Source organism: Microcystis sp. LSC13-02, from assembly GCA_002282935.1.
In the GTDB taxonomy this organism is placed as follows: domain Bacteria; phylum Cyanobacteriota; class Cyanobacteriia; order Cyanobacteriales; family Microcystaceae; genus Microcystis.
In genome coordinates this window covers 1-6,514 of the sequence record MTBT01000185.1, presented here as the reverse complement: position 1 = coordinate 6,514, position 6,514 = coordinate 1, and the positions used below count along the sequence as shown (strand labels likewise).

Annotated in this window: 5 protein-coding genes, 2 pseudogenes and 1 CRISPR repeat array; of the genes and pseudogenes, 6 read left to right on the top strand and 1 reads right to left on the bottom strand. The window is 39.9% G+C overall.

Annotated elements, in window-relative coordinates; translation table 11 throughout:
- Positions 1-90: 90 nt before the first annotated feature.
- The 6 genes and pseudogenes from BGL89_RS21250 to BGL89_RS11070 form a co-directional block, all read left to right on the top strand.
- Positions 91-252 (top strand): annotated as a pseudogene (locus BGL89_RS21250) (Cas10/Cmr2 second palm domain-containing protein); the annotation flags it as partial.
- Positions 253-262: 10 nt separating this feature from the next.
- Positions 263-1,246, top strand: coding sequence for a type III-B CRISPR module-associated Cmr3 family protein (locus BGL89_RS11090; RefSeq protein ID WP_286825756.1), 984 nt, complete (start codon positions 263-265; stop codon positions 1,244-1,246).
- Between the two features lie 522 nt (positions 1,247-1,768).
- Positions 1,769-2,596 carry an RAMP superfamily CRISPR-associated protein gene (locus tag BGL89_RS11085; protein ID WP_286825755.1) on the top strand — a complete coding sequence of 276 codons (828 nt, stop codon included), beginning with the start codon at positions 1,769-1,771 and terminating at the stop codon, positions 2,594-2,596.
- 19 nt (positions 2,597-2,615) lie between these two features.
- Positions 2,616-3,023, top strand: a complete 408-nt coding sequence (locus BGL89_RS11080; RefSeq protein WP_024969500.1) for a hypothetical protein — start codon at positions 2,616-2,618, stop codon at positions 3,021-3,023.
- A 5-nt stretch (positions 3,024-3,028) separates the two neighbouring features.
- Positions 3,029-4,642: an RAMP superfamily protein gene (locus BGL89_RS11075; protein WP_286825754.1), complete on the top strand. Its 1,614-nt coding sequence runs from the start codon at positions 3,029-3,031 to the stop codon at positions 4,640-4,642.
- Between the two features lie 76 nt (positions 4,643-4,718).
- Positions 4,719-4,868: a CRISPR-associated endonuclease Cas2 gene (locus BGL89_RS11070; RefSeq protein ID WP_286825753.1), complete on the top strand. Its 150-nt coding sequence runs from the start codon at positions 4,719-4,721 to the stop codon at positions 4,866-4,868.
- Positions 4,869-4,982: 114 nt separating this feature from the next.
- Positions 4,983-6,005: direct repeats of the CRISPR family, unit length 36 nt; unit sequence CCTTACCTATTAGGTCAAATAGGATTAGTTGGAAAC.
- A 185-nt stretch (positions 6,006-6,190) separates the two neighbouring features.
- Here the strand turns inward: BGL89_RS11070 and BGL89_RS11065 are convergent.
- Positions 6,191-6,373 (bottom strand): annotated as a pseudogene (locus tag BGL89_RS11065) (transglutaminase family protein); the annotation flags it as partial.
- Between the last annotated feature and the right edge of the window lie 141 nt (positions 6,374-6,514).

The following is a 6,514-nucleotide window of genomic DNA, read 5'->3' as shown; positions in this document are numbered from 1 at the left end:
TGTATAGATTTCAGCTACTTTTAGGCGTAGGCACTCTCATCGAATTTTATTTTAAGTTAATTATTTGCATAACAATTACCGAAGAGCCCAACTTTAGAAAATCGCCGCGCTTTTACCGATGATAATCATCATATTACCAATGCAGTTTTTAACCTTTATTTTAATCAAAATATACCCATCGATATCACCTCTCACCAAGATAAAAATAACTGGGTAATTAACCTCTCCAAAGTTGCCAATCATCTCACTTAAAAATAGAAAAATGCTGCCATATCTGATCATAATTAAACCTTTGGGATTTCTCTACGGTAGCGCCGGTCCCTTTCTCTCTCCAGAAAATCTAGTCGGACGTTCAGGAAATCGTTTTCCCCCCACTGCTGCCACAGTTTCGGGACTATTTGCTCACAGTAATCCCACCAATATTCGCGATTTACAAATTGCCGGCCCTTTTTGGGCAAACAGTGAACAACCAGATAACTTTTTTGTCCCCACTCCCTTTATTTATCTAGCGAAAAAACCCCTAGCAAATTATTTTCAAGACCAAGAAAGTAACGACAATGGGAAAATTCAACACACCTTAACATGGCAAGAAAAATGGCAAGAGAAAGACGGTAAACAAATTGAGGGAAAATTCGATCGAGATAGTTGGATTCCTATCAACCAATGGTATAATCCTCAAAAAGCCTATTGTTCCCCGTGGCAATATCATCCCCATCTCCATCCGCGTTTGTTAGAGGAGCAAAGAAAGGTAGAAACCGGGGAATTATTCCTCGAAAATGCCGTCCAGTTACATCCAGATGCTTGTCTAGTTTATTTGGCTAATCAACCCCTAGAAAATGGCTGGTATCGCTTTGGTGGTGAATCCCATCTAGTGGAAATTAAATCACTTGAATTAAGCAGCCATCTACAGACTTTATTTAATCAAGATGTCGGTCAATATTTTGCCCTCATTACTGCCGCAATCTGGGGAACAAATCGCCTATCAACGCGCAATCCCAGCGATTGGGAATTAGAAACCCTCAACACCGAAAGACCAATAACCTATCGTTATCGATTCGGAGGAAAAGATAAATTTAAGCGCTTATCTAGGGGACGCTATGCAGTTCCCGCAGGAACAGTTTATCGCTTAAAAAACCCCTTACCATCTTGGCACAATTGGCAGGAATCTTGGTTCCCCACCGAAGGAGTTTCCCTCAAACGTTGGGGCTGCGGATTAGCTTTACCCTTAGAAAATATTGCCAAATAAAGCCTATAATTATTGAGTAGGGTAAATTAGACGAGAATAACTGATACTAAATCCGTTGAGTATAGGCTACATATCAGGACAGGCACTCATGCAAAAGGTTGAATAAATAATCAGTTTTTAATAACCAGATTTAGTATGATAGCTATGGCAAAAATAAAAACCAGATTTCCTCGAAAAGCTTTATTAGGTTATCGAAAAAGTGGTAATAATCAAAGCTCACAAATTAGCGAAAATAAAATGATGCGTATGTTTTTGATTTTTTGGTAGAAGATGCCTTTAAAAACCCTTCTTCTCTTACTCCTTATACAGAGGAAATGGCTAAAGAAATGGATGAATTATTAAAGGGTGTTGAAATTGATTGGGACTAAAGCATCTCAGAAAAAACCCTGTAGAGTTTTGCGCTGCCCTAATATCCTAAATACCACCATAAAATATTAACAAAATCTTAGAAAATCCTGACATTAATGTTAACCTAGTTTAGAATAATCCCTAAGCATCTAAAATACTCACTTTTACCCAAAAATGTATCATAAAAGTTATGGCATACTTGAAACCCTAGCACCGCTTCATGTGGGAGCAACCGCAGGAGAAGAAACAGGTAATCTTAACCTCATTTTTCGCGATCAATTTACCCAAACAGCAATTATCCCCGGTAGTTCTATTCGCGGCCGTTTTCGTGCCGATATGAACAATATAGATGAAAAACGTACATGGTACGGACACGAAGCAATCCCAGGACAAGAAGACGGAGGAACCACCGAAGCAAAAGTTAAATTTGAATATGCTTCCCTCGTTTGGTTGCCGGTATTTTGTCCAGGACAGCCGATAGTTTGGGTCACTTCTCCCCTATTATTAAAACGCTACAAACAAATCACGGGAATCTCTGCAAAAGTACCCAATCCTTATACTGCTTCCCCTAGCTTACAAGCGCGAGTAGTGCAGGGAGTTAACCGCAATAGCAAAGTTTTATTTTTTAACTTAGGATTTCTCGAAATTGAACACTTAGAGGAGCTTTCTTCGTGGATTCCCTCGCAAGCGGATTTAAAAGCTTCTCAATTAGTCGTCGTTGATGATAACGATATATCCATGCTGCACGATATGGCACTCTACCGACAAAGCCGGGTTAAACTACTAGAAGATCAGAAAAAAGTCGATACAGAAAAGGGAGCTTTTTTCAATGTGGAAGCTTTACCCGTGGGTAGTGTTTTAGTTTTTCCCATTGCTGCCAAAGAAACAGGATGGCAACCTTTTGGAGAATCGGTAAACCAAAAAGAATTATATTTCGGAGGATTAGAATCCATCGGTTTTGGTCGTTGCCAAGTTACTATTTTAAACTACGCTAATCAATAATTACATTTTATCTAATATTATGGCTTGGAAAGAATACAATCTCGATCGCATTGCTCAGAAATTAGTTCTGGCTGCCAAACTACGAGACCGAGATTCTCTCAATCAATCTTTTAAAATGCGTGAATCCGTTTCCTATGGACTAGAAAGATTTTGGGGTGAACATCTGCGCTTACAATCTAAGGAACCCAATAAAGCACAATACTGGAAAGAAACTTGGGATAAATTAGTCGAAACCATGGCAGAAGCTGGGATTCCTATCCCTAACGATACCGTAGAGGTAAATGATACCAAATCTGTTCAAGCAATGGCAGAAAAACTCTGGGAATTAAAGCTAGAAGACCAGAGAATTACCCTCGCTGTTTTAACGCAACTATGCGATTGTTTAGTTTGGTGGACCCAAAGATATAAAGGAACAAAGGAGCGATAAATTATATGGTTAATATTCCCGATATTGGTAACAAAATTCCCCTGATGTTTCGCGCACAAACCAAAGGGCGATCGCAATTACAATATATTGATTCTGAAAAAGATGAAAATGATAGCCAAAGATGGGTAAAAGAATGGATAGAAAGGGTCGATGAAAATTCTCCCCAATTTGGTGAGGAAGTAAAAACCAAAGAATATCAAATCTCGTGGCGATTCGTCACTAATGGGGGACAAGATGAAGGAATAATTCGGCCTGTAATGGGTGCTTATGGCATACCATTTTATCCCGGTTCCAGCATGAAAGGAGCCTTTTGTCAAGCTTGCACCCCCGAACAAAAACAACGTTATCACCTCGAAAAAGATAGCGATAACCCTAGTCTTTTGCGCTTCCATGGCGGTTATCCCGTTAATGATTGGACGGAAAATCTTTTAGATATTGTTCACCCGCAACAGGGATGGCAAGTAAAAACCCAAAACACTCGACAAAAACCCGGTGGAGAAAGTGGTTTTGCTTTAATTTCCCTCTATCAACCTACCCTAAAATTTGGCATTTCTAGCTTAATAGAACAACCGGATTGGGAGGAGATTTGGACTATCTGGGAAAGAGCTTTAGAATCTGGTCTAGGATGCCGTGTTAGTAGCGGTTACGGCTTGCCAAAAGACATTAAACCTTCAAAAGAACCTTTATATAAATGTTTTCTGAAAGGGCAAGGAATGGCTCCTAAAAGCCTCGATGGTGAAAAGGAATTTCGACCCAATATTTTTCGAGGAGCAATTCGCGGTCATGCCTTGCGTATTTTTGGCGGTTTAACTGATGCTAAAAATGCGGAAAAATTAGTTAATCAGCTATTTGGAGGAATTGACAGAGAAGCAACCCAAGGTTTACTAGCGATCGATTTTCGTGTCAATTCTCCAGAGTTAGGAACCTTTACCAATGGTTACAACGAACCCACCTACACAGTAACAGGAGAATTGCGCTGGATTATCACCCAATCTCTCCCCGAAAACCAGCAAGAATGCTTAAAAAAATTAATTCGTTTCCTCACTCGTTTTGCTATGTTATTAGGAGGATTTGGTAAATCGTGGCGACGAGCAGATCATAGTATTTTCTATGAGGATTATTATCCTAATAAACCCTTAATTGGCTGTCATTGGCAATGGGGGGATAAAAGTTCTTTAATCAACGATAATAAAGTCAGAGATTTAACTCATGTTCATCCCTTTATCAAAGATGTTCGCACTATTGCTAAAGAATGGATGACCTTACAAAATATCCCCATCACTCCCAATAATAGTGCTAACTGGCGAGAAAGTTGGCATCCTAAAAATGTCGAGGTTTGGGGAAGAATTGCTGAAGATAAAGATGATTCCCTAGCCATCAAATGGCTTCACAAAGCCTATCAAAAACTGGATAATTTAAGTATCTATAAAACCTCAGTGACAGGAAGTATCGAGCAAATTGGTCGTCTTTGGCATCGAATGTATCCCCAAAATAATCATCAATACCTAGAATTGTTAACAATTTTTCCTGATGACTCTGATGATTGTGCTTATTTTCTAGGTTTTCTAGACGAGAATAATGGTAAAGAGAGCAAATTTCAAAAACTTTGGCCGAAATAATCCCGTTCAAAGTTAAGTACCGCGCGCAAAATTAATTACACATTTCGATAAAGCTTTTGCCTTTTACCTCGACCAGATGCGGAAACTATACGCTAAAGTAGTAGAAAGGGTCAATCCTCAAGAGGATGATGTACGCTTCTATGGGATTTCCGAAGAAGCAGTCTCTAGGGTGTTGGTAATTGGAGGTTCTCCTCCTCAACCACCCCCAACTGTCTATATCATCTAGCTTGTCCCCCAACTCTTGGCTGAAAATCGATGCACCCTCTCCCCGACTCCCAAAACCCCTGCGTCGATTTGGGTGTCTGTCTTCCCCTCTCGATAAGGCTTTCCAAGGGGTACTCCTTACCTATTAGGTCAAATAGGATTAGTTGGAAACGCTTTGGGGCCTTGGGTAGCAAGCAATAAAGACAATCCTTACCTATTAGGTCAAATAGGATTAGTTGGAAACGAAAGATCGAACGAAAGATCGAATTTCTCAAGCAAGCGAACAACCTTACCTATTAGGTCAAATAGGTAAGGTTGGAAACCTCTCACCGCCAGTAGCAATGATCGCTTCTTCGTAGTCCCTTACCTATTAGGTCAAATAGGATTAGTTGGACACAAATCCGTATAGGACATTCCGCTTAATTGCAATAATCTATCAACCCTTACCTATTAGGTCAAATAGGATTAGTTGGAAACAGTATCGCTAATTCTTTTTCAATTACCTGATGACTGCAAACCTTACCTATTAGGTCAAATAGGATTAGTTGGAAACAGTACAAGATATTTGCTACTCGTTTTTAATTGGCAATCGTACCACCTTACCTATTAGGTCAAATAGGATTAGTTGGAAACAAAGAAGCAGAACCGATAAAATCTGTAAAGAAAGTATTTTACACCTTACCTATTAGGTCAAATAGGATTAGTTGGAAACAAGCGAAAATGCGCTATTGAAAATAAACTTTACCCCTTACCTATTAGGTCAAATAGGATTAGTTGGAAACAGAAGCATTGCTTGTCGCAATACTTTGCGGAGATCTAGGTTCCTTACCTATTAGGTCAAATAGGATTAGTTGGAAACTTTAGGGATAGTAACAGCATTATCGGCTAACTTAGCAGCCTTACCTATTAGGTCAAATAGGATTAGTTGGAAACGCTATCACCTCTAAAGTACCAGATGCCAGCGTTCGGCCCTTACCTATTAGGTCAAATAGGATTAGTTGGAAACATTACATTGCTCTGTCCGCCGTCTTCGAGGATGTTATTGCCTTACCTATTAGGTCAAATAGGATTAGTTGGAAACTTTAGAGTCATCGTGTCCACCGAATCGTATGTTGACTCAGTGCCTTACCTATTAGGTCAAATAGGATTAGTTGGAAAACAGAAAAAGGGTTTCTAAAAGAAACCCTTTTTCTAATAAATTGTGTCAAATATATCTTGACAAAAATCGATAAAAATGTTAGAATCTAACGGCAATCTTCGCTTTATTGCATGAGTAGAAAACGGGTTTCTCCGAGAAACCCGTTTTCTGCGATCGCTGGTCAAGGAAAAACCCGATAATTTCCCCTATTCCCTGGGATCAAAATCTGGCAGCGTCCCCAGCTTGCGAATGGTCACGTTAACATCCATAGACAAAAAGTCATCAGCATCACCAAACCAAGAACCGGAAAGAGGAATGATTTGACTAGGATGACGAGCGATCGCCACTCGAATTAAATCAAAGCCGGCGGTAATTTGATTCGTCGGATCTTGACATCCTCGCCGCCGTAAAACGGACGGCGATTCCTCACCACGCCACCTTTTTAGAATGGTCGCGTCAATGGGGTTGACGCTTCACGGGATGCTGCTTCTTTAACAGAAGTCTTACGCTTTCCTCCACGTCCGTTTAAA